Source organism: Mangrovibacterium sp. (assembly GCF_059905295.1).
This window is the reverse complement of record NZ_JBZQJF010000255.1, coordinates 1-24,734: the sequence shown is the minus strand read 5'-3', so window position 1 is coordinate 24,734 and position 24,734 is coordinate 1. Positions and strand designations below refer to the sequence as shown.

Genomic DNA, 24,734 nt, shown 5'->3' with positions numbered 1-24,734 from the left:
TCGAAAACCAGGTTGACCTGATCGGCATCAATACCTTCCATATCCGTCATCTCAAATTCATAATCTTCATAGGCCGACAATGAAATATTACTGGTAAAATAGAACGTGTTATCGTCACCGTTTTTAAAAAGCTTCACGGTAACATTTCCAATGTCGGTAGTCGAATTTAAAATACAGTGGAAGTCGTAGGTATTTGCTGCAGAGGTCGGAATATCAGTATTGAAAAAACATTGTGCCTGCCACTGGTCAGTTGTAGCAGTAGGTAAGCTGAATGTATATGAGTTCCCATCCGCAGTCATTACAGGATCAGCGATCGGTGACCATCCCGGTGCATAGTAATAGGTATTCGTAAATGTCGCTGTATTCCATAAGTTACAAGCCGAAGCTTCATTCCAACTAATTGCACCGGAACTGTCACAGGAAGACTCCTTCAGAATTACACTGCTGACAGTTACCTCCGTATTTGCCGGGTTTCCTCCAAAGTCGAGTACCAGATTAACCTGATCGGCATCAATACCGTCCATCTCCGTCATTTCAAATTCATAATCTTCATAGGCGGTCAATGAGATATTTTTGGTAAAGAAGAAGGTATTATCATCGCCGTTTTTAAAAAGCTTCACGGTAACATTACCAATATCGGTAGTCGAATTTAAAATACAGTGGAAGTCGTATGTATTGGCGGAAGAGGTTGCCATATCCGTATTGAAAAAACACTGGGCCTGCCACTGCTCGCTTGTAGCTGTTGGCAAACTGAACGTATATGAATTTCCATCTGCAGTCATAACAGGATCAGCTATTGGCGACCATCCCGGTGCATAGTAATAGCTGTTCGTAAACGAAGCCGTTTTCCATAGGTTACAATCCGAATTTTCATCCCAAACAACAGAAGTGCCACCGTTGTCAATAACGGTGCCGTCATCGCAACTGTTTTCCTTCAATACGACATCGCTAACAGTAACTTCTGTTCCTTCCGGATTACCACCAAAATCCACTACCAGACTTACATTGTCGATATCCAAGCCTGTCATGTTCGTATGAATAACGTAAGTGTCTTCATACGCCTTCAAACTTACATTGTCAACGAAATAGAACGTATTATCATCACCTTCTGCGAACAACTTAACCGTAACATTACCAATATCCGTGGTTGAATTTAATTTACAGGAGAAGTCGTAGTTCGTGACTGAATTGGTTGCCATATCCGTATGAAAGAAACACTGCGCCTGCCATTGGTCGCTTGTAGCTGAAGGAAGGCTGAATGTATATGAATTTCCATTCTGAGTCATTACCGGATCTGCAATCTGTGACCATCCCGGAGCATAATAATAGCTGTTCGTAAATGTAGCCGTTTTCCACATGTTACAATCGCTGTCGGGGTCATAGCCCTGACGATCTGCATCGACACTGGATTTGCTTACAAGTATGAAGTGCCAGGCAAGAGTCCCGTTATCAGCAATCAGTTCCATCTTATCAGATGTTAAGCTAACAATCTGAAATTTTGGATTTTCATACGAATCATCGTAAGGAATGTACGGGAACAAAGTGTTTGCCGGAAGTGTCAGAAATACATTATCCCCTTCTACTTCAAAACCATAACTTGTGGTTTGTTTCTCAACAGGAACCGTATAATCAGAACCTGTGGTGTTATAGTCGCTGAACAAGCTGCAATCAGAATTCAGAAGAACCGTTCCGCCATCGCCGGGATCGTAAGTATACATGCTGTCGGTTGAAAATGTAATGACATCATCATAAATTCCTAAGGCTTTTTTCTCATTAGCCGCAGCGCTATACAGGTTTGTGCCATCAGTTCCCGAATCGCCATAGGAAATATGCCCTGCCAGGTCACTGGCAATAACCCATTCTTTTGTGGAATCCCCGGCCATTCGTTTGATAAAACTTGTAAAGTCAACGAGGGTATTATTGATCGTGAAAGACTGGGTTACAGACCCATCACTGATTCCGTTGGCATTTCCCAACTTCATCTCAACCTGGTAGGTCCCATATTTCGAATAGATCTTTGATAGTCCGTTTACGGTTGAATAGGTTTCTCCATCGAAAATCCAAATGGGATAGGATCCCGGGTTGTCAACAGAAAAGGTGACCTGGTTTATGCTTTGATCAACCGATATCGTGGCATTAATATCTGCTGCTGCAGGAATGTCACCCTCCGAGGGAGTCGTCCAATCTTCGGGGGAACAGGCTGTAATGGCCAATAGCACAAACAGCGTATGCAATATATTGATAAAATACTTTTTCATCGTACTAAGTTTTTTGGTTTTAATGCTAATTAGTAGGCTGTGTATTGTTCTAATTTACCATCAGAGGCACTAATTTCAGTATCAGGAATAGGAAGATACTTTTTGTTGGTGTTCCAGCTAACTGTGCGATATTCACTTGCTGTAAGTGTTGATTCGGCTTTTCCACTGCGAATAAGATCCCAGTAACGTTTTCCTTCACCTACAAATTCAAGATGACGTTCTTCGATTATATTATCGATTGAAACAGTAACAGAACCCGCATCCAGACCGGCACGGGTGCGAACTTCATCGAGATACCCTTGTGCTTCGGAAGTGCTCCCTCCGGTTTGAATAAGCAATTCAGCTGCATTGAGTAAGGTCTCAGAATACCGGTAAATGCGAAGGTCGTTACCATAGTTTAATTGTGCATCGGCAATTTGTCCGTCGTTATAACCGCTACGAGCACAATATTTTTTTAGCCAGAAACCAGTATCTTCATAACGTTTGGTGTAGCTGTACTCACGAGCGTCAAGGATTGTTGCGTCGCGACGAGTATCGCTTTCTTCGTACATATCGTAGGTTGATTCGCGAACAGGTCCAAATCCCCATCCCTGGTTAAAACCATCCGTTCCATCAACCAACCCGTAAGGACTAATTAACTGAGGAAGAACCGTGCCACCTGCATAATAAGGATTACTCCAACTGCGACTGGCTCCGTCGTTAAAATAGTTGATGGCGAAAATACACTCATCGTTCCACTCTCCGTCTTCTGTCCAAACATCGCTAAAGTCAGTTGTTAGCCCATAATCTTCACTGCTAATGATCTGTTTCATATAAGTGAGAGCCTGACTGTAACGGCTTGCATCATTTTGGTACATAACGACATCAGCATAAATCATATATGCCGTAGCAAGTGTTATGCGACCGTCCAGCGAAGTATCCGTTTGTTTCATTGGCAGTCCTCCGTTGTCTATTGCATCTTCGAGGTCTGCAATAATTCCTTCGTAAACATCATCGGCAGGGCTTTTGCCGCTGGTATAAGGATCTGACAGATTTGTGGTGTAATAAGGAACTGCTCCCCAGAATTTCCATAACAAGGAATAATAAAATGCTCTCAATACTTTGGCTTCTGCTTCATATAAATTCTTAGTGGCATCATCGATGTCGGTCACGCCCGGCATATAATACATCACGTTGTTGCAGCGATGAATACCTTTATAACTTGAGGTCCAAATACCTGACATGACCTTAATCGGCGTTACACTGTAATTGGCCTGAAGGTGCCACGATTCGTTATCGGTAGCGCTCGAACCGCCTGACCAGATATCATCAGCCATCACATCCGACATGATATTAATCGGGTTGTATTCTCCCTGCCCCCAGTCGAACCAATCCAATGGGCTATAAGCCGCAACAAGCGCTTCATAAATACGATCTTGTGTATTGTAGTAATCATCAATAGTCAGTTTTGTAGGACTGTCCAGCTCCAGAAAGTCATTGTTGCAGGCACTCAAGCCAAATATCAATGACAAACTTGTTATGATTAAATATTTTTTCATGATACTTCAGTTTAGCAGGTTAGAAATTGATGTTAAATCCAAAGGTGTAGGTTCTTGATTGCGGGTAGAGACCACGATCAATACCCAGACCATAAGTTGAAGAAGAGCCACTGGAGATTTCCGGATCAAAACCTGAATATTTAGTGAATGTTAGCAGGTTTTCGGCTGAAACATAAATCCTCAAACTTGAGATAAAAGCCTTACGTGTAAAATTTTCTGGCAAGGTATACCCGAGCTGAAGGTTCTTCAACCGCATATAAGAACCATCAGTTACATATAAGTCGGATGAAACTCCCCAGTTTGTCTGGTCGTTGTAGGCAAAGCGTGGATATTTATCGGATGTACCTTCTCCAGTCCAGCGGTTAAGCATGAAACTTGGTAAGTTGGTTGAATTAATATCTACACGGCGAGTAGCATCATAGATATCATTACCAACAGTCCCTTGAATCATCATGCTGAGATCGAAGTTTTTATAGTTCGCGCTAAACGAAAATCCATAAATCCAGTCTGGTGTTCCTTTCCCAATCTTTGTTTCGTCGTTACTGTCAATCGAACCACTTCCATCAACATCAACCCAGCGAACATCTCCGGGAACTGCATCAGGTTGTATTAAATCGCCATCAGCATTCACATAAGCATTGATTTCTGACTGATTCTGGAAAATCCCATCGGATTTATATCCGTAGAAATAAGGGAATTCTTTACCATTCTCTGCATAAGAAACGTATCCAAGTCCCTGAACGTTGTCCCATCCCTGGTAGCCGTTTTCATTCCCCAGGTCGATGAGCTTATTTTTCACATATGATGCGTTTGCATTAACCCGGAAAGACCAATCTCTGACCTTAAATCGATAACCTAATTCGAACTCAACTCCCCGGTTTTCCATTTTTCCAACGTTCCCGGTAGGAGCATTGTCTCCGTTATACGAAGGGATCGGCATTGTAATCAGCATCCCATTGGTACGTTTCAGGTAATAGTCTGCACTGAATGTCAATGAGTTCTTAAAGAATCCGAAATCAACACCTGCATCGGTCTGTTCCGATTCTTCCCAGCGAAGGTCCGCATTCGGAATCACATTCGAGGTAACACCGCTAACAGCACCTTGAGAACTGCCACTTCCAAATACATAATTATTTCCTGTAGCTGTAAGTGCAATATATCCAAAGTGTCCAATGTTTTCATTACCATTCCTACCCCATGAAAAACGGAGCTTCGTATTTGTTAACCATTCCGGTCGTTCTTCCATAAAGGCTTCATTGGTCATATTCCAACCCAACGAGAATGAGGGGAATGTCCCATAGCGGTGATTTGCTCCGAAATTGGAAGATCCATCACGACGAACTGTTACCTGGGCCATGTACCGCTCAGCGTAGTTATAGCTAATTCGTCCAAAAACAGAACTTAATGAATGTGGATCCCATTCTCCGCCTGACGCCGACATTTTTCCGTCGGCCTGTAGTCCGGTGGCGAAGTCAATGTTAGCCTTGGCTGCATCTTCTTCCATTAAATCCTGACGAGAAGCCCCGAGACTTCTGCCCGTGCTCTTTTGGGCACTCTGCCCTAACACAATGTTAAAGCTATGGTCATTTATTTTGAAGTCATACAACAAGGTGTTTTCAACCTGCCAAACAAGGCTCTTATTCATGGAGGAGTAAACCGACGAATAAGTGGCGTTGTTGTTGTTATTCAAATAATACTTTTTTGTCCAGCCATCTTGTCCATACCAGTTTTGTTCGATCCCCAAAGCTGTTTTAAACTTCAATGTTTTCCACAGCGAAAGTTCTGCATAGGTGCTGCTAATCATTTTATCCGTCCAGTTTTTAGCTCCCGGCAAGGATAGTTGAGCGATTGGATTGGTAATTTCATTATAATCAGCACCGGCGATGGTATACAATTTCCCGTTTTCATCGGTTACAGGAGTAAAGGCGCTGTTACCTTCATAATAAGCATAAGCGGCATCTTCTGCGTCCTGCGTTGGATAATAAACACCTAAAATTGGTGACAAAGTTACAGCTGAACCCAAAATTGAACCAAACTCGGAGTTGGCTGTAATATTCCGCTCATTAAGATGTGAATAGTTAGCATTCACACCAACCTTCAGTTTGTTGAGCCATGTGCGATCTTTTGTATTATCAAATACCGTATAATTTGTATTGCTTCGTACACTCAGGCGCTCATAATTTGAACGATCCCAATCACCTCCGATAATACCATCTTGTTTTAGGTAGCCAACCGATACGTAATAGTCAATCTTATCGCTGGCACCGCTGATACTGAGTTGATGGTTTTGTTGCGGAGCATTATTATAAAAAACTTCGTCCTGCCAATTGGTTCCTTTTCCATATGAATAAGGATCATTATACAGGATACTGCTACCTGAGTTCAACGAGCCTTCGTTCATCATAATCGCATATTCCGTAGCATTGAGTACATCACGCTGCCGCCATGGATTTTGAAGACTGTAGGAAAAATCGTAGGAAACTTTTGTTTTGCCGGATTTACCGCTTTTGGTCGTTACTAGAATAACTCCGTTAGCTGCACGTGCACCATAAACTGCACCGGACGCAGCATCTTTCAGTACCTCGATTGACTGAATATCGTTTGGATTTAAATAGCCAATACCATCATCAACCGGCATTCCGTCCACAATATATAGAGGACTGGAATTATTGATTGTTCCTGTACCACGAACACGGATGGTAGATCCGGCACCCGGTTGTCCCGAGACTGAAGTAACGCTAACCCCGGCTGCCAATCCTTTCAAAGCATCGTCAACACGAACCGGGCTAACCTTCGTCAAATCATCTGCCGAGACTTGGGCAATTGAAGCAGTAACGACGCTTTTCTTCTGAACACCGTATCCTACAACAACAACTTCATCTACAGCTTTTAAATCTTCCTGCAATACAATTTTAAGATCCCCGACAGGCGATTTCACCCTTTCGGTTTTATATCCGATAAAAGAAATAATCAGAGTAGCGTCTGGTTTGACTGCTAGGTTAAATTTTCCGTTTACATCAGTAACAGTTCCGTTATTCATGCCTTCCACGACTATTGTTGCTCCAATAATCGGTTCGTTGGAAACGTCAGTAACGGTTCCTGTTATCTCTACTTTTTGAGCAAATGCAATTGCAGATACTGTCATCAGTATAATGAGCAATGCGCACCTTACAAAGTAATTAGAATAAAAGACTGTGAATTTTTTCATGTTTATTCTGTTTTGATTAGTTAAAATGGTACTACTTTAAAATGAACTTAGCAGGAATGCCGGACTGACTGTCTGTAGCAATCCATGCATCAAATTCTCCTGGCTCAGCATATTTTTTTAGGTTTTGGTGTGTAAAAGCAAGATCAGATGGAGAGATCTTAAATGACACTGTTTTGGTCTCCCCTTGTTTAAAAAATAGTTTTTGGAACCCTTTCAGCTCTTTGACCGGCCGGACAACAGAACCAAATTTGTCCCTGACATATAATTGCACGACTTCCTTACCATCGTAATTACCAGTATTGGTTACATCACAAGAGATGGTCAGGCTGTCGTTCATTGAAAGTGTATCCGCTGAAAGTTTGACATCTCCGTATTTAAATGTTGTATAACTTTTCCCGAAACCAAATGGGAATAGAGGCCCATCTCCTGCATCGAGGAAATAACTTGTAAACCCTAAAGAAGTCTGCTTGGCACCAACCGGTATTTCATCAATATAAGTCATGTTTTCAGCAGGACGGCCCGTGTTGGGATGGGCATAATAAACAGGCACCTGACCAACCATTTTAGGGAAACTTATGGGTAATTTCCCACTTGGAACCGCTTTCCCAAAAAGCAAGTCAGCCAAAGCAGGTCCGGCCATTGTTCCTCCATGAAAGGTATAAAGTGTTGCATTGGCCAATTGTACTTCAGAGCCGATGGTAAGTGGACGGCCTGCCATTACGATCATCACTACCGGCTTACCGGTCTTTTTCAACTTAGCAAGCATGGTGCTTTGTGAACCCGGTAAAGAGATATCAGCTCTACACCGTGCTTCACCACTAAGGACAGCTTCTTCTCCTGCAAAAAACAGGATGACATCTGCACTCTTTGCAGCTTCTACAGCCTTCATCATTTCGTCACTGTCGGTATCGCGACTAAATGACAAACCAGCTTCGTAGGTTACTTCTATATCTTTTCCGCACAACTCCCGAATAGCTGTTAACGGAGTAATACTATGCTCGGGCTCGGCGTCAAAACACCAAGTACCCACTTGGTCGGCACCACTGTTCGCCAATGGGCCAACAATAGCAACGCTTTTTAAATTGTGTAATGGTAGAGTTCCATCGTTTTTCAGAAGAACAGCTCCTTCAGTTGCTGCCTCTTTGGCTTGTTGCAAAGAATTAGGAAGGTAAAACTGAGAATTATCGGAAATTTCCACATAGGGATGGTCAAATAATCCCAAACGGTATTTCAACCGCAATATACGACGTACGGCCTCATCAATATCTGCCAACTTAACATCGCCCTTCATTAAAGCTTCTTCCAAATACTGGTCGTAGGCATGACTCTCCATATCCATATCAACACCAGCATTCATGGCCTGCACACAAGCCTGGTAAAGATCCTTGCTGAAACCCCAAGTAATCATCTGCTGAATGGAAGCCCAATCACTGTCCAGCACCCCATCATAGCCCCATTGATCGCGCAAGATATCTGTCAATAGGTGACGATTGCCTGATGACGGTATCCCGTCAATATCATTAAACGAGCACATAAATGTGGCGCAACCATTCTTAGCTGCAGCTTTAAAAGGAGGCAAAACCACATCATGCAATGCTCTTTCGGTAATCTGGGTCGTATTGTAATCCTTCCCACTCTCCGTAAAACCATACGCAGCAAAATGCTTGGCACACGCAGCAACAGAAGTTACATCTGCAAGGTTCTCTCCCTGAAATCCTTTAATCATTGCAGAACTCATTGCTGTTGTCAGATAGGGATCTTCTCCACAGGATTCGGCAATCCGGCCCCAACGGGGATCACGAGTAACGTCCATCATTGGAGCAAACGTCCATCGGATACCTACTGACGAAGCTTCGAGTGCTGCAACGCGGGCACCATTCTCAGCAATCTGTGGATCCCACGATGCTGCCTGACCGAGTGGAATAGGGAAAATGGTCTTAAATCCATGAATTACATCGCGAGCAAAAATAATTGGGATATGCAGCCGACTTTTTTCTACGGCTACTTTCTGAATCGCATTAATTGTCTTTGCATCTAACTCATTCAAAATACAACCGACATTTCCCTTTTCGACTTTGGAGGCAATATTACTGTCAATCGTATCATAACTTAACTGATTTAGTTGTCCGATTTTTTCATCGAGCGTCATTTTGGAGATAAGCGAATCAATCTTGTCCTCGGGAGCCTGCGCCTTTACCGATATGGATATTATTAGAATTAAGAAAGCGAATAAGGTTGTTTTCATAAGTTAGGTCTTCAATATTTTACCGTGAAATTATCCTGAGCTACCAGAATATTCAAAAAAAACACTACGCAAAAAACTCACTTTCTAAAACCTCACACCTCACTATCATTATGTCACTATATTGTCATACAGGTTTTTACAATAGTTTACGTGTTGGAAAACACATATTCATCACCTCAATTAATTGTGGAAATTGGGTTATGTTTATGGAATGGAGAGAAAACTAACAATCTTTTTTCTGATACTTATTGCCTCGGTATGGAATACCGAAGCACAACAACCTTCCATCCGAAATTTTGCGACAAGTATCTATGGCGGGGGTACACAAAATTGGGGAATATCGCAAACGGACAATAAAAGGATGTTATTTGCCAATAATAACGGGCTGCTGACTTACGATAGCGACAAATGGTTCACCTACAGTATTGCCAACAATACGAATGTGCGTTCTATATATTACGATGCAGAAAAAGATGTGATCTATGCCGGAGCAAGTAATGAATTTGGCTATTACTATACTGACTCGGTCACTTTTAAAACGACCTATAAGTCTCTTTCAAAAAACTTGCCGGAAGAGGAACAGTCTTTTGATGAAGTATGGAATATTTACAAATACAAAGATGCCATAACATTTCAATGTAAAAAGCAGATTTTCATGCTAAAACCAAATGGCGAATTCAATATTTTCCACACGAAATATAGAATTGAAAGTTCTGCTGTTATCGATGATAAGATAATTATTACATGCAAAGAAGCGATTTACTACATCTTTAACAATCGCTTACGCACGTTAAATAATACTGATATACTTCAAGGGAAAAGCATCAGAGCTATTATACCTTATAGTAATGGCACGATTATTTTTGCCACTGCATCTGATGGCCTTTATACTTATGATGGATTTACGACTACTCCCTTAAACCTTGATATCAGCCCGTTTTTAAAGGAAAACCAGGTATTTTGCGGAGCCATTCACGACAATATGCTCGCTTTTGGGACAGTAAGAGGAGGGCTTGTAATAAAGAACACCAGCAACGGACAAAACTCTTATGCCACCGTACACACCGGTCTACAAAACAACACCGTACTTTCGCTGTTTTTTGATAACCGGGACAATATTTGGCTTGGGTTGGACCAAGGAATTTCTTACGTTCTCACTGAAGCTCCTTATAAAGAACTCTTTGGGCATAACAATCAAAACGGAACCGGCTATTCATCCATCATCTTTGATCATCTGCTATATCTCGCCACAAATCAAGGGCTATTCTATGCTTCGTTTCCAATTCCCGATACTCCAATACCGGAGCAACCTCAGCTACTGCCCAATATGGCCGGACAAGCATGGAGCCTTCGTGAAATAGGTGAATCAGTTCTTTGCGGAAGCGACAACGGAGCCTACCAGATTACCGGAACGGATGCCCGCAAAATACCGGGACCTGAAGGAACATGGGATTTCAAGGAGCTCCAGCATCATCCGGGATGTATTTTGTCATGTGACTATCAAGGGCTTTACATCTTGAAAAAGCTTAACGACCAATGGATATTTTCAAATCGGATAGACGGATTTAATGAAACAAGTGCTGCTTTTGAAGAAGATTCAGATGGAAGTATTTGGGTATCACACTGGCAAAAAGGTGTTTATCATTTGTGGCTGTCTGACGATCTTACCATGGTGGAAAAGATGACCTTTTATAACACGGATAACGGGCTCCCGACAAACGATAACAACATTATTTCCAAGATTGACGGCAAGATATATATTTCTGCGAACGATGGATTTCATCACTACGACCGGGAAACAGGAAAGATCCCCAAAGATGAACGGCTTAATTCGATATTTCACGCGGTCGAAAACCCAATCAGACTTTTTGAAACGCCCAGAAAAGATATATGGGCAGTTAATTCCAGTTCTCTCTCATTTGCAAAAAAAGATAGCACCGGCAATTATAAGACTGACACGCTTACATTCCATAGTATCAGCAAAAGACTACAAGCAAACCTTGGTCATATCAGCTTTATAGATGACAGCCATACGATATTCAATGTTGAAAACGGCTTTATTAGGGTCAACAATGATTACATCGCAGAGAATAACAATGCCCCAATATTAATTCGCCGTATTGTCGGGACAAAAGCAAATGACATCGTTCTCTATAACGGTACATCCAAGCATGTGTCTCCAAATATTCTGATTCCTCATGACCAAAATTCAATTAAAATAGAGTATGTCTGGCCTGAATACAGTTCTGACAAGGCGATATCCTTTTCGTGCTACCTGGAAAACTACGACAGTGAATGGATCAATCAGCAAGATGCATCCTCCAAAGAATATACCCAGCTAAGAAAAGGCTCTTACATCTTCCATCTCCGAGGCCATAATATGGCAACAGGTATTGTACAGGAAAAGAGTATTAATATTACCGTTCTTCCTGCCTGGTATGAAACATGGTTGGCCTTTAGCATCTATTTTATCATCCTGGCAGTTGCGATTTATTTCGCCTTCAAATATCTGAAATACCGCTACGACCGCAGGATTCACTTGATAGAAATGCGCCGCGAACGTCAACTTCGTGAGCGGGAAGCCCAATTAGAAATTGAGCGCCAGAAGAAAGAAAAAGAACTGATCCAAATGAAAAACAAGCAACTGGAAACAGAGTTGCAACATAAAACAAGTTTGCTTGCCGATTCAACAATGAACCTGATCCGCAAGAATGACATGCTCCAGACTCTTGACAACAACCTCTCAGAGATTTCAGAAGGTGTGCGCCGTCAGGAAGCCATGCAGATCCTCACCCGGAAAATTCATAACATTCATAAGAGTATTCAATCCAACATCAAAGAAGATGAGAACTGGGAAAAGTTTGAAGAAAACTTCAACCTCGTCTATGTCAACTATATGCAAAAACTCACCGATCAGTTTCCTCATCTGAAAATGAATGATCGTAAGCTTTGCGCCTACTTACGAATGGGACTTAGCAGTAAGGAAATGGCCTCACTTTTCAATACATCAATCCGAAGTATCGAAACAGCCCGATACCGATTACGCAAGAAACTGAATCTGGGGCATGATGATAATCTTTCCGAATTTATTCAATCCTTGTAACAGAAAAGAATTGCTTTTGAAGTATTGGCCATGATTTTAGGGAAGATCACAAATATTCGGGACGGGTTTATTAGTTTTGCAGTTCAACTCCCGAAATAGCTTGTTCATGACTGATACGATTAAAAATATCATCTTCGATTTAGGCGGCGTACTCTTGAAAATTGATGCTCAGCAAACGATCCAATCATTTCGTAACCTGGGCATGCCCGACCTGATAAAACCCGGTGGATGGGGCTATAATCACCAGGTATTCCTGGACATGGAAGCCGGCAAATTAAGTGAAGACGAATTTCGGACAGGCATTCGGGAATTGCTGCCTCAACCAACAAATGATCAGGCAATAGACAAAGCCTGGTGTGCCATGATCCTTGAATATTTCCCGGAACGCATTGAGCTGGTTCGGCAGTTGGCAAAAACTCATCGGGTCTTTCTGTTTTCAAATACAAACAGCATTCATGTGCGTCACTTTCACCAACTGTTTGAAAACGCCTTTACCCATTCCCTATCGGACCTGTTTGTGAAAGATTATTATTCGAATGAAATGGGAATCCGTAAGCCAGCCGTGGAATCGTTTGAATATGTGCTGAATGATGCCGGGCTGAATGCAGAGGAAACGCTCTTTGTAGACGACTCGAACGAGAATGTGGAGAGTGCAAAAAAAACGGGTATGAGTACCATTTGGCTCACACCCGATTCTGATTTATTATCTTTCTTTTAATCACTAATTTTGATCATCCGGATCAGTCCAGTCACCGTTTTCACGAATTAGATTTTCCAGTTCGTAAACAGCATTCTCGTAAGGGATATGCCGCTTCTTCAACGACTGCCCTTTATACAAGTTCACTTTACCATTACCTGCACCAACAAAACCGTAGTCTACATCGCCCATTTCTCCAGGACCGTTTACAACACAACCCATCACACCAATTTTCAGATGATTCAGGTGCTTAAAGTGCGCTTTTACGTTGCGTGTTGTTTCGTGCAAATTAAACAAGGTACGGCCGCAGCCCGGACAACTAACAAACTCGGTTTTAGAAACACGCATCCTGCTGGCCTGAAGTATTGAAAAGCTCAGATCTTTCAAGTCCGTGAATGTGATATTATCACCTTCGTTGGTAATGGCAATACCATCGCCATAACCGTCAATCAACAAACCACCCAAATCAATCGAAGCTTTAATCTGAAGGTCTTCCAAACTACTTTCCTTATAAGAACGCATCAGGATTACAGGAACTTTCCAGATGTGAGATTCCAGTGCCATGAAAAAGGCACGAAGTTCAGCAAACGGGTTCTTATTGAAGCTTTCCAGAATCAGCACCGTCTTGCGGGTTTGCTTCAACTTCATGATGATTTCAGGGTTCTCCGCCATAAAGCGGTCAAACTCCATCTTGTTAGTTCGAATGAATTTCATTTGTCCCCAGTGGCTACCACCAAACAGGTATTCCTCCAGATCCAAAATCGGATACACATTTCCTTCCAAGTCCAAAATCTGGTCCCGATCCAGGAAATAATCCGGAATTTGCTTACCCCGTAATGGCAGAATCTCCGACAAAGTCCGATCACGCAGGTCGGCAATTACAACCGGTACCTGCTTGCCCCCCATATTCATAACCGGGCGGGTTGAGCGACGTTCATATTCGAACGGATTTACCTGCGCAAACAAAGGCGCTGAAATCACTTGATGATTCTGGTATGTTTTAATGTGATTAAGCATTTTCTTAGCTACCGGAATTTCACGCTCCGGAGCTTCGGTCAACGACACACGAATGGTATCGCCGATACCATCAACCAGCAAAGCACCAATGCCAACAGCCGATTTAATGCGACCATCTTCACCTTCACCAGCTTCGGTAACCCCCAGGTGTAAAGGATACTCCATATCTTCCAGACGCATCCGCTTATTCAACAAACGAACGGTATACACCATCATTCGGGTATTGCTCGATTTGATGGAGATAACCACGTTATTGAAGTCCGCCTTCTTACAAATACGTAAATACTCCATCACCGACTCACTAATGCCGGCAGGTGTATCGCCGTAACGGCTCATAATCCGGTCCGACAAAGAACCTTGGTTCGCTCCAATCCGAAGGGCAGTATTTGTTTCGCGTAATACTTCGAGGAAAGGAGCAAATTGCTCTTCAATCTTCTGCAATTCTTCCTTATACTCGTCATCGGTATAAATGTGCTGCTCAAAGCGGGCACGCTTATCGTAAAAATTTCCCGGGTTGATCCGTACTTTCGAGATGTACTTGGCAGCAATCTCTGCCAGCTTCGGATTAAAATGAACATCGGCAATCAACGAGTTTTCATAGCCTCGTGCAACCAATTCATTTTTAATATTCCGAAGATTTTCCGCATCTGTCATTCCTTTTACAGTAACACGTACATAGTCGGCACCAGCTTTAATGATCCGAATAATTTGTTCTACCGTGGCATCTGTATCTTTGGAATCAGTATCAGTCATTGACTGAATACGTATCGGATAATCTCCCCCTACAGGTATCTTACCAACATGAACCACAGAGGTTTGCTGACGTTGATACTTCGTTAAATCCTTGATGTAATTAAAATTCCGATCTTCCATGTTCAGTCAAGCGTTTTTGCGAGCCACAAAGTTAAATTAAAGTTAATAAATACAAAATTTCGAGACCTAAATTATTAGAAATAAGCACCTCCTCAACCATTTCTTCAACTCTGCTCCATCCAAGGTATTTAGCGTTACTGTATCTATATACAATGATCAACCTTAAGCCCAATCCATTTTCATTCCACGCACAAAAGAAATGTAATTTGGACAATAACAGATTACCGGAAAATTAAATTTGAAACATTAATTTATCACCAAATCACCCGTATTTCCTTATTTTTGGAAGCAAACACGAGGCGATGACAATTCAAATTGAAAACATTTCGAAGTTTTACGGAAAGCAAAAAGCGGTTGACTCACTTCATATTGAGCTGAATACCGGTGAGCTTGTTGGATTTCTCGGACCAAACGGTGCCGGAAAATCAACCCTGATGAAAATAATCACCGGCTTTTTAGCTGCCGACGAAGGTCGCGTGCTGATTAACGGTGAAGAAGTATCGCCCGACAATCATCGCATCCGCCGGCAAGTGGGCTACCTGCCCGAGCACAATCCGCTTTACACCGATTTGTATATTAAAGAATACTTGCAGCTGACAGCCGGCATGTATCGACTGCCTAACAAAAAGCAACAAGCCGAACGTGTTATTGAAATGACTGGCCTGGGGCCTGAGCAGCATAAAAAGATCGGGGCCTTATCGAAAGGATACCGCCAGCGCGTTGGCCTGGCTCAAGCACTCATTCACGACCCGGCCATCCTGATCCTGGATGAACCGACAACCGGCCTCGACCCCAACCAATTAGAAGACATTCGAATGCTGATCAAAGAAATCAGTCGCGAAAAGACGGTTCTTTTTTCAACCCACATCATGCAGGAAGTTGAAGCCATCTGCAACCGGGTTCTTATCATCAACAAAGGGAAACTAATCGCCGACAATCCCGTGGAGAACCTCAAAAGCGGCAAGCTGTTCTCTGCCCAACAGGTGTTAATCGAGTTTGCCGAAGTATCCAGCTCCGAGCAATTGGCTTCCGCCCTGGGTCTCAGCTCAATCGAGCAACTTTCAGCAAAAAGCTTTCTCATCCAGGCACCTGGCGAAGAAGATATCCGTCCGGCACTGTTCCGCTATGCTGTAGCTAACAAGCTGACCATTCTGACGATGAATGAACAGCAAACCAGCCTGGAGAACATCTTCCACAAACTGACCCGCAATTAAGCACACCACAACAGTATCCGTTAAAATAAGGATTAACCCGCCGTTGCCCATTCTCGTACAAGTTTGATAGGTGCAACCGATATCACTGCACCTGCCGAGAATATGTGCTATCAGATCTATCATCGATCGTTCGAAACTTCGGACCTGCCTCCCTAGTCCTGAATTTTCCTTTGATTCTCCTGTTTCAAGGATGAAACACCCTTGTCCTGATGCCATCATATGTTGCTATAAGATCTAGCTGTTACAATTGAATACACCGAATCACCTGAAGCCCAAATTCTATGAAAAACTTGCTAAAACCCATACCAATTATGCTGTTCCTGCTTATCTCATGTTTAATCGGAACGGCACAGGTTGAACCAATGCCTATCAGTTCAACCAACAAAAAGGCCCTCATGCTCTACCAGCAAGCCCTCTCCGGATTCGAGAATGCAGAAATACCGAATGCCATTGAGTTACTCAAACAAGCGGTAGACCGCGATGCTAACTTTTTCATGGCCAATTATCAACTGGCGATGATTTATAAATATTTCGGCAACCAGGAAGAATACCCGAAATATCTGCAACAAGCCCTCAACTCGAAGGCTAAATTAACCGATGGTGAGCTTTTGCTAAAGGAGGCCCTGGTCAGAATGAACGAAAATCCCAAGGCTGACCTGAGTGATATCACCCAAAAGCTAGTGGCATTGTATCCCCGGGCCAAACAACCGTATTATTTCGAAATGACCCAGATGATGCAGAAGAAAAAATACGAAGAGGTTGTGAAGATTTGCGACCAGCTACTCACCTTCACCGACGCCCCCGGAGCAGCCTGGAATATGAAAGGCTATGCCCTGCTTAGCTTAAAAGACTACGATGCTGCCTGCGATGCCTTCGACAAGTACATTGCACTGGTCCCCGATCATCCCAATCCCTACGACTCGAAAGGCGACTACTTTATGGAACGCGGGCAATACAAGAATGCTTACGATAGCTTCATGAAAGCAAATAAAATAAACAACGACTGGAGCTACGAAAAAGCGATGAAAGCCAAAAAGCTGGCCGAGTGGGCCCAAATGCCTTCCGACATGGAAACGCCCGACTTACGGGGAGCCTGGCTGTTAGTGAACATTAAATCGGTGACCGGCGGTAAAGTTGAATTTGAAATCCCCGGCAACGTCACCGGTAGCCAGGTAAAAATCTGGTCGGATGAATATTTCACAGCCACCGGCAAGTTCCATTTCAACGATAACGATAGCGACTTAAATAATTTTGCCGGCGGAAGCTACAAGCTGAAGGGCGACCATTACCAGGAAACCATTATTTACCACATGTCGCCAGCACTTGTCGGTTCGCAAGTAAATATGACCATGGAATTAAAAGGAGACAGCTTGATCCAAACCTGGCCAATAGCTGAGGATAACAAGATTGACTGGGAGAATTACCGACAGGAGACTTACGTAAAGCTTGATTAAAACTGACTGGTTAAGACAAAATGGAATAAATCCAATCCCGGAAACGAGATTGGATTTATCAGATACTAGCCCCTCACTCACGAATGATATTTTTTTTTGCTAAACTTCTTTTTAAAATGATGTAAAAGAAACAACCCTCCGATTACAACAAAAGGGAAAGTCAAAGCCCCTACGCAACCTAAACTGGAACATACCGAATGGTTCATGTGGTAGTTGTGCAGAAACACTGCCGGACTAAAAGCTAAACCAACAACAATAAACAACGTGCCGCCAACAACCTCCCTCCGCCAGGCTAAGATCAATAAGCCCACCAGAATGTACGACGGAATCAGATGCATCAGGTAAACAAACAATTGTTTCCATGGGCTCAATCCCGGCTCGAAAGCATCCAGCGCAAACAGGCTCACAAACAAAATAGCTATAATGCCCAGTATGCGAGGAAGCCAATACAGTATTTTATAAGGTTTGCTTTTCACATCGATGGTTTACGTTAACCATTCATTTTAGTTTTTAGTCCTCTGCCTTTGTTTGTTCGACACATAAAGCCGACTAACGGGGTTCGAGCTCCTTTCGTTTAATCAATTTCCATCCTTGTTTGTTGTAAAGTCCGAAAACAACAAACAAAATGACAAGTAGAAAACAATTAGCCTATTCGGTACTCGACTTAGCGCCGGTTTCCGAAGGCTCAACCCCGGCCGATGCTTTGCACAACAGCCTCAACCTGGCACAACAAACCGAAAAACTCGGCTACACCCGCTACTGGGTTGCCGAACATCATAACATGGTTAGTGTAGCAAGCGTCGCCACCTCGATCATTATCGGACAGATTGCTCAAGGCACCCAAAGCATCCGCGTTGGCTCGGGCGGCATTATGCTTCCCAACCACTCGCCACTGGTTATTTCGGAGCAGTTTGGAACCCTGGCTGCCTTATTCCCCGGACGTATAGACCTGGGACTGGGCCGCGCTCCCGGAACCGATCAGAAAACAGCTGCCGAACTGCGTTACGACCGGATGCGTGCTGCCCAGGATTTCCCGACCGAGGTGCGTAAAATTCAGCAATACTTCTCACCCGAAAACTGCAAATCCGAAGTTCGCTCGATTTTGTCGGAAGGTGCCAATGTGCCTTTATGGATCTTAGGGTCGAGTACCGACAGCGCATACCTGGCTGCCGAGCTGGGACTCCCCTACGCTTTTGCCAGCCATTTTGCCCCGCAGCAACTCATTCCGGCCTTGAAGATTTACCGCGATAACTTTAAACCATCGGCACAACTGGAAGAGCCATACGTGATCGTAGGCAGCCAAGTGGTCGCTGCCGAAACAGATGAGGAAGCCGAATACCTGGCCAGCACCATGCGCCGCAGTTTTCTGGGCATTGTTACCGGCCGTCGCGAGTTGATGCAACCGCCAACCCACGATTTGGGCTACGAAAACTGGGGGATTATCAAAGACCGTATCGACCTGATGCTGGCTTGCTCGTTAATCGGCGGCCGTGAAACAATCACTCGGGAGCTAAAACAAATCCTGCATCACACCAATGCCGACGAAATTATCGTTTCATCCCACATTTACGATCATCAAATGCGGGTGGACTCCTACCGCATCTTTTCGGAAGTGGTAAACAACTTATAACCAGTCAAGCCAGAGGCTGGTAAGCATCTCCAGGCCTCTGGTAATTAGTTTCCTTCATCTGGTAGCCTCTTTCCCCACCTCGGTAGTCATTATCCCCGTTCTGGTAGCCTCTTCCCCTGTTCCGGTAACAATCTCCCTTCACCTGGTAAACTCTACCCCCACTCTGGTAGGCACTTACCCACCTCTGGTAACCATTTCCCCCGACGGGAAATGCAGGAAAATGACCGTAAAATGCAAACCGGAGGCCGGGAAACATCCCAAAAAACAGTTGGTCAAGGTATTTACTTCGTCGGTAAACCCACCAACCTCCTTTTGGCAGGCACCAAGCTGTTAGGTCGAAGTAGCAACCTCGCTGGTAAACTCATTTACCGCTCTGGTAGCCTTATCAACCGCTCTGGTAAACACATTTACTTCTCTGGTAGCCTCATCTACCGCTCTGGTAAGGGCATTTACCAATTCAAAAAGCCCGAAAGAAAAGTTGATGATCTAAAAAAATGAAAACACAGCCCCACCAGCTGGCTTTCAAATTGAAACAAACCCGAAACACTGTTTTTTAGTTGTTTTGAAAACCAAAAAAAGATATTACATTTGCCGCCGTAATTGTGGACAAATTTGAGATTGATTGCAACCACAGAAAAAAATGCTAAAGCAATCGCTTTAACCTTTTTCGCTTTCCTTTCAATTCATTCATCCACAACAGATAATTAAACAATTAATCATTGACCCGCTTCATAAAGCAGGCCGATTTTAACAGAATTAAAAGAGATGAGCTATCTATTTACAAGCGAATCGGTATCGGAAGGACACCCGGACAAAGTATCCGACCAAATTTCTGATGCCCTGCTGGATGAATTTCTGGCATTTGACCCGAACTCTAAAGTAGCCATTGAAACGTTGGTAACTACCGGACAGGTTGTACTAGCCGGCGAGGTAAAATCGAAAACCTATGTGGATGTGCAGGAAACTGCACGAAGAGTGATTAACCAAATCGGGTATACCAAAGCTGCATACCGTTTCGACGGTGACTCGTGTGGTGTACTGACTGCGATTCACGAACAAAGCGACGACATCAATCGTGGTGTTGACCGGGAAGACCGAATGAATCAGGGCGCCGGCGACCAGGGAATGATGTTTGGATATGCCTGCAAGGACACAGAGGATTATATGCCGCTTCCGTTGGATTTGTCGCACCGCATTTTGAAGGAACTGGCTGTAATTCGCCGCGAAGAAGAGCTAATGACCTACTTGCGTCCCGACTCTAAATCGCAGGTTACCATTGAATATAAGGACGACAATACCCCATTGCGCGTCGAAGCTATCGTTGTTTCAACTCAGCATGACGAGTTTGACGAAGACGAACCGATGTTGGCTAAAATTAAAGATGACGTTATCAACATACTGATGCCACGCGTGATTAAGCAATTGCCGGAACGTGTTCAGGCCTTGTTTGGCAAGGACATTAAGTACCATGTGAACCCAACCGGTAAATTTGTGATCGGTGGTCCGCACGGCGACACCGGCTTAACCGGCCGTAAAATCATTGTCGACACTTACGGTGGTAAAGGAGCTCATGGTGGTGGTGCTTTCTCTGGTAAAGATCCTTCGAAAGTAGACCGCTCGGCAGCTTATGCATCGCGCCACATTGCTAAAAACCTGGTAGCAGCAGGTGTTGCCGACGAGGTATTGGTACAATTGGCCTATGCTATTGGTGTTGCTAAACCGGTAGGTGTTTATGTGAACACTTACGGAACAGCCAATGTGCAAATGGATGATGGCGCCATTGCCCGCAAAGTAGAAGAGTTGTTCGACCTGCGCCCGGCCGCAATCGAAGAACGGTTGAAGCTTCGTAACCCGATCTACCGCGAAACAGCAGCCTACGGACACATGGGACGTACACCTGAAACCGTAAGTAAAGTTTTTGAATCGCCTTATTTTGGGAAAATTGAAAAAGAAGTGGAGTTGTTCACTTGGGAAAAACTCGACTATGTCATCGAAATAAAGAAAGTATTCGGCATTTAATCCGCTTACCGCAAACAAATATATCAACCTGAGATATTAGCCCGGCCACATGGTCGGGCTTTTTCTGTTTTTACACTTTCATGCACGAGCTGTAACAGGCCCCAATCAAGCAAAAATGGCCATTTCAGAATTATTACACGACTGAAACAGACCCTTTCGGCTTTACTGCCTGATCTTCTTTTTTACCAACTGATTACAAAATGTAATATTTTTGTAATCTCCTACAACAAACTGATTATCTGCTCGTAAATACAGGCAAAAACCAAAAAAATGAGGCCATCATCACACAATTAATCGTTTTGTAATATTTCATTAATCCAGCTTTAACCAAATAGATCTTGATTTGCTTTCGAATTCTGGCAAAGGAATTTTAAAACAAATCTTAAGTATATATGAAACGCAAAGTATTATTAACATTTGCTATGCTGGGCATAGCTGTAATTGGTATGTCACAGACATCAGAAGAGTTCAAACCGAGTGGAAAACCGTTCATGAAAATTTTCAGTAACGTTCATTCAACGATTACCGACGGGAATACAGCAACAGCTTTCGAACTGTCACGTCTGTATCTCGGATACGAGTACTCTTTCAGCCCTAACTTTTCAGCCAAAGCAAACTTCGACATCGGTGATCCGGGTGTTGGTAAACTGCAAATGACGGCTTACGTGAAAAATGCCTACGTTGCTTATAAGAACAACGGCTTAACCGTAAACTTCGGTTTAATTGGTACAACAGCATTCGGAACACAGGAAAAAGCCTGGGGTAACCGCTACGTTGAAAAATCATTCCAGGATAAATTCGGATACAACTCAAGTGCTGACTTAGGGGTAAGTGCAGCTTACAAATTCTGCGATGCTTTCAGTGCTGATGCGATCCTTGTAAACGGTGAAGGTTACAAAAAACTTCAATCAGACAGCGCTATGCGCGTAGGTTTTGGAGCAACATTTAAGCCGGTTAAAAAGTTAACAGCCCGCGCTTACTACGACTTCATCAGCAAAGATGTGACCGAATCAACACTGGCTTTATTCGCCGGTTATGCCGGGGATAACTTCAGCCTGAGCGCTGAATACGACAAGCAATACAACAACGGCTTTGTTGACGGACAGGACATTGATGGTTACTCTGCTTATGCAAGCTACAAAGCATCGAAAAAAGTGAAGCTTTTCGCTCGCTTTGACAAATCAAACAACGCCTATAAAACGTCTAACGACGGCCAAATGTATATTGCAGGTATCGAGTATGCTCCTGTAAAAGGAATTAAAATTGCTCCAAACTTCAATGGCTGGAAACCTGCTGACAGCAGCTTGCCATTCCAGTCAAGTTTATTCATGAATTGCGAAATTAAATTCTAATACAATTGAAAATGAAAAAGTTATTAACCTTTGTTTTGGCGGCTGCTCTTTTAAGTAGTTGTTCAAACTCTGCAAAGAAAACAACAGAGAGTAAAAGTGTAGACCTTACGGCTGCCGGTGCAACATTCCCGCTGCCATTCTACAACATGGTTTTCAAAAAATACGGTCAGGAAACCGGATCAACAGTTACCTACGGTGGTATTGGTTCAGGTGGTGGTATCCGTAGCCTGAAAGACAAGGTAGTTGACTTCGGTGCCACTGACGGTTACCTGAACGACGACCAACTGAAAGAAATGCCGGGACAGGTTTTACACATCCCAACTTGTATGGGTGCTGTTGTAATCGCATTCAACGTTCCGGGAGTTGATTCTTTGAAATTGACCAACGATTTGTTAGTGAAAATCTTCATGGGCGAAATCACAAAATGGAACGACCCTGCACTTAAAGCTAACAACGAAGGTGTTAACTTCCCAGATATGGACATCACTGTAGTACACCGTTCAGACGGTAGTGGTACAACGCAAATTTTCTCAGACTACATGAGCAAAATCAGCGAAAAATGGGCTAACCAGATCGGTGTTGGTAAATCATTGAACTGGCCGGTAGGTATGGGTGCTAAAGGTAACCCTGGTGTTGCCGGAACAATCAGCCAAACAGAAGCTTCAATCGGTTATATCGGTTCTGAATTTGCCTTTGCGCAAAAGATCAACATGGCTGAAGTACAAAATGCTGCAGGTAATTATATCATCCCAACAATCGAATCAATCAGTGCTGCTGCACAAGGCGAGATTCCTGCTGATACACGCATCATGTTGACAAACTCATCTGATCCTCAATCATACCCTATCAGCGGTTTCACCTGGTTGATTTTCTACAAAGAGCAGAATTACAACAACCGCAGCGAAGCACAGGCAAAACAAACTGTTGACTTGCTGAAATGGATGGTGAGCCCTGAAGCACAAAGCGAAGCTCCAAAAGTACACTATGCTCCGCTACCTGCTGCAGCTGTAGAAAAAGCAAAAGCTATTTTGAACACAGTAACCTATAACGGTAAACCATTACAATAACAAATAATCGTATTGGATTAAGTGAGCAAGGAGAGAACCCGGGAGATAAAAATCCTCCCGGGTTTTCAGCTCAATTTGAAATTTGAAATACAGCTATGAATAGCGATAAAATTACAAGACTCGTTTTGTCCCTTGGCTCATTTCTTCTCATTACTGTGGCAGCGGGAATGATTTACTCACTTGTAGTGGGTTCAATTCCGGCTTTCCAGACTTTCGGTTTTAAATTTATTTTCTCGAACAACTGGGACCCGACCTACGGAAAAGAAAACTACGGTGCCCTACCTTTCATTGCCGGAACATTGATTTCATCAATTCTGGCTCTTTTAATTAGTTTACCCCTCTCCTTTTCTGCCTCGCTCTTCCTGGGCGAATACTTTAAAGGAACCCGCATTGCCCGCATCCTGGGTACGCTGGTTGACCTTTTAGCCGGAATTCCGTCGATCGTATATGGTCTTTGGGGCTTCTACGTGTTGCGCCCAATCATGATTGACTTAGGAATCGGCAGCCAGGGATTTGGCGTATTTACAGCCAGTATTATACTGGCCATCATGATTATCCCTTACGCTACATCGCTGAGTAACGAAATTATCTCCATGGTACCAAACGACCTGAAAGAGGCGGCTTACTCGCTGGGAGCAACCCGCCTTGAGGTTATTCAAACGGTAACCATCCCCAATGCACACTCCGGAATTATTGCCGGATACATTTTATCTTTTGGTCGTGCCCTGGGGGAAACCATGGCTGTTACCATGCTGATCGGTAACTCGAACAAGGTCCCCGACAGCCTTTTTGGAACCGGAAACTCCATGGCCAGTGTTATCGCCAACCAGTTTGGCGAAGCCGACGGACTCAAATTAAGTTCCCTGATTGCGATCGGGCTTTTGCTGTTTATTATCACAGCCATCGTCAATGCACTTGGGAAACTGATTATTAAAAAGATGCAATAAAAGCCAGGAACGTGAATACAACAGAACACATACGACTTCAGGATACTTCGAAAGGCCGCCAATTAAAAGATAAGCTGGTTCTTGGAATGGTCATTTTACTTTCCATCATCAC

Annotated in this window: 16 protein-coding genes; 10 read left to right on the top strand and 6 right to left on the bottom strand. The window is 43.5% G+C overall.

The window, feature by feature from the left end; genetic code table 11:
• The 4 genes from AC37HE_RS13260 to bglX form a co-directional block, all read right to left on the bottom strand.
• The coding region (locus AC37HE_RS13260) for a hypothetical protein (protein WP_500783330.1) at nucleotides 1-2,258 on the bottom strand (2,258 nt) is incomplete at its 3' end.
• A gap of 29 nt (nucleotides 2,259-2,287) precedes the next feature.
• Nucleotides 2,288-3,796, bottom strand: coding sequence for a RagB/SusD family nutrient uptake outer membrane protein (locus AC37HE_RS13255; RefSeq protein ID WP_500783329.1), 1,509 nt, complete (start codon nucleotides 3,794-3,796; stop codon nucleotides 2,288-2,290).
• 19 nt (nucleotides 3,797-3,815) lie between these two features.
• A complete protein-coding gene (locus AC37HE_RS13250) occupies nucleotides 3,816-7,004 on the bottom strand; it encodes a SusC/RagA family TonB-linked outer membrane protein (protein ID WP_500783328.1) in 3,189 nt (1,062 codons plus the stop codon).
• 31 nt (nucleotides 7,005-7,035) lie between these two features.
• Complete coding sequence (bglX, locus tag AC37HE_RS13245) at nucleotides 7,036-9,249, bottom strand: beta-glucosidase BglX (protein ID WP_500783327.1); 2,214 nt, start codon at nucleotides 9,247-9,249, stop codon at nucleotides 7,036-7,038.
• Nucleotides 9,250-9,460: 211 nt separating this feature from the next.
• Here bglX and AC37HE_RS13240 point away from each other — a divergent pair, with 211 nt between their 5' ends.
• Entirely contained in the window at nucleotides 9,461-12,352 is a 2,892-nt protein-coding gene (locus AC37HE_RS13240; protein ID WP_500783326.1) for a triple tyrosine motif-containing protein, read from the top strand.
• Between the two features lie 106 nt (nucleotides 12,353-12,458).
• Nucleotides 12,459-13,070, top strand: a complete 612-nt coding sequence (locus AC37HE_RS13235) for an HAD family hydrolase (RefSeq protein ID WP_500783325.1) — start codon at nucleotides 12,459-12,461, stop codon at nucleotides 13,068-13,070.
• 3 nt (nucleotides 13,071-13,073) lie between these two features.
• On the opposite strand, the gene ispG is transcribed toward AC37HE_RS13235, so the two are convergent.
• Nucleotides 13,074-14,939 (bottom strand): (E)-4-hydroxy-3-methylbut-2-enyl-diphosphate synthase, encoded by a 1,866-nt coding sequence (gene ispG, locus AC37HE_RS13230; RefSeq protein ID WP_500783324.1) that lies wholly within the window; start codon nucleotides 14,937-14,939, stop codon nucleotides 13,074-13,076.
• Between the two features lie 302 nt (nucleotides 14,940-15,241).
• Here ispG and AC37HE_RS13225 point away from each other — a divergent pair, with 302 nt between their 5' ends.
• Both AC37HE_RS13225 and AC37HE_RS13220 read left to right on the top strand, forming a co-directional pair.
• Nucleotides 15,242-16,153 carry an ATP-binding cassette domain-containing protein gene (locus AC37HE_RS13225; RefSeq protein ID WP_500783323.1) on the top strand — a complete coding sequence of 304 codons (912 nt, stop codon included), beginning with the start codon at nucleotides 15,242-15,244 and terminating at the stop codon, nucleotides 16,151-16,153.
• Between the two features lie 281 nt (nucleotides 16,154-16,434).
• Nucleotides 16,435-17,607 carry a tetratricopeptide repeat protein gene (locus AC37HE_RS13220; protein WP_500783322.1) on the top strand — a complete coding sequence of 391 codons (1,173 nt, stop codon included), beginning with the start codon at nucleotides 16,435-16,437 and terminating at the stop codon, nucleotides 17,605-17,607.
• Between the two features lie 77 nt (nucleotides 17,608-17,684).
• Here the strand turns inward: AC37HE_RS13220 and AC37HE_RS13215 are convergent, their stop codons facing one another.
• Nucleotides 17,685-18,083 carry a DUF7670 domain-containing protein gene (locus AC37HE_RS13215; RefSeq protein WP_500783321.1) on the bottom strand — a complete coding sequence of 133 codons (399 nt, stop codon included), beginning with the start codon at nucleotides 18,081-18,083 and terminating at the stop codon, nucleotides 17,685-17,687.
• Between the two features lie 149 nt (nucleotides 18,084-18,232).
• On the opposite strand from AC37HE_RS13215, the gene AC37HE_RS13210 reads away from it, so the two are divergent.
• From AC37HE_RS13210 to pstC, 6 genes are all read left to right on the top strand, one after another.
• The gene (locus AC37HE_RS13210) at nucleotides 18,233-19,237 is read left to right on the top strand and encodes an LLM class flavin-dependent oxidoreductase (RefSeq protein ID WP_500783320.1); all 1,005 of its coding nucleotides are present in this window, start codon (nucleotides 18,233-18,235) and stop codon (nucleotides 19,235-19,237) included.
• A 231-nt stretch (nucleotides 19,238-19,468) separates the two neighbouring features.
• The gene (locus AC37HE_RS13205) at nucleotides 19,469-19,735 is read left to right on the top strand and encodes a hypothetical protein (protein WP_500783319.1); all 267 of its coding nucleotides are present in this window, start codon (nucleotides 19,469-19,471) and stop codon (nucleotides 19,733-19,735) included.
• Between the two features lie 267 nt (nucleotides 19,736-20,002).
• Nucleotides 20,003-21,256 (top strand): methionine adenosyltransferase, encoded by a 1,254-nt coding sequence (metK, locus tag AC37HE_RS13200; protein ID WP_500783318.1) that lies wholly within the window; start codon nucleotides 20,003-20,005, stop codon nucleotides 21,254-21,256.
• A 392-nt stretch (nucleotides 21,257-21,648) separates the two neighbouring features.
• The gene (locus AC37HE_RS13195; RefSeq protein WP_500783317.1) at nucleotides 21,649-22,608 is read left to right on the top strand and encodes a porin family protein; all 960 of its coding nucleotides are present in this window, start codon (nucleotides 21,649-21,651) and stop codon (nucleotides 22,606-22,608) included.
• A gap of 11 nt (nucleotides 22,609-22,619) precedes the next feature.
• Nucleotides 22,620-23,675, top strand: a complete 1,056-nt coding sequence (pstS, locus tag AC37HE_RS13190; RefSeq protein ID WP_500783316.1) for a phosphate ABC transporter substrate-binding protein PstS — start codon at nucleotides 22,620-22,622, stop codon at nucleotides 23,673-23,675.
• A gap of 95 nt (nucleotides 23,676-23,770) precedes the next feature.
• Nucleotides 23,771-24,622, top strand: a complete 852-nt coding sequence (gene pstC / locus AC37HE_RS13185) for a phosphate ABC transporter permease subunit PstC (RefSeq protein WP_500783315.1) — start codon at nucleotides 23,771-23,773, stop codon at nucleotides 24,620-24,622.
• The last annotated feature ends 112 nt before the right edge of the window (nucleotides 24,623-24,734 follow it).